General features: G+C 65.2%; 1 protein-coding gene. It reads left to right on the top strand.

Annotated elements, in window-relative coordinates:
• Positions 1 to 3 precede the first annotated feature (3 nt).
• The coding region (locus NBG84_RS40315) for an IS982 family transposase (protein WP_250924719.1) at positions 4 to 857 on the top strand (854 nt) is incomplete at its 3' end.

The following is an 857-nucleotide window of genomic DNA, read 5'->3' as shown; positions in this document are numbered from 1 at the left end:
TGTGTGACGAACAACCTGGACGCCCTGCTGACGGCACTGTACGTGAAGATCGACGACGAGATCGGAGATACTCGATGGCTTGGCCGACCGCCGCGCCTGACGGATTCCGAGCTGGTCACCCTTGCCGTCGCGCAGGCTCTGCTGGGTTTTACCTCGGAGTCGCGCTGGCTGCGGTTCGTGGACTCCCGGCTGGGAGCGATGTTCCCGTACGTGCCCGGGCAGCCGGGCTGGAACAAGCGGCTGAGGGCCGCGTTGCCGCTGGTCAAGAAGGCGATACGGCTACTGGCCGTCGACACGGACTTCTGGTTCGACAACCACTGGATCATCGACTCCACTCCGGTCGAGTGCGGCCGTTCGCGTCCGACGGTGAAGCGGTCGGATATGGCCGGCTGGGCCGGATACGGGTACTGCGCCTCGCACTCCCGGTTCTTCTGGGGCCTGCGTCTATTCCTGGTGTGCACCCCGACCGGGATGCCCATCCTGTGGGCGCTGGCGAACCCGAAGATCGACGAACGGGAGGTGATGACGGCGATGCTGGACTGCGAACCGACCCTGGCCACGGACCGGACGGGCCTGCTGGTCATCGCGGACAAGGGCTTTGCCTCGAAGGAGTTCGAGGCGGATCTGGCCTTCCGGGGAGCGGAGCTGCTGCGTCCGTCGTTCAAGCGCGAGAAGAAGCGCAAAGGCGAGAGCCTCCTGAAGTCGGTACGACAGCTGATCGAATCGGTCAACGACACCCTCAAAGGCCAGCTTGACCTGGAACGACACGGCGGCCGAACCTTCGAAGGCGTCGCCGTCCGCGTCGCCCAGCGCATCCTCGCAATGGCCGCCGCGATCTGGCACAACCACAAGACAGG

The sequence above is a fragment of the Streptomyces albipurpureus genome, from assembly GCF_023701525.1.
GTDB classification, from domain to species: Bacteria; Actinomycetota; Actinomycetes; order Streptomycetales; family Streptomycetaceae; genus Streptomyces; species Streptomyces albipurpureus.
Note: the sequence above shows the minus strand (reverse complement) of the source record. Positions and strands in the feature narration are given on the sequence as shown.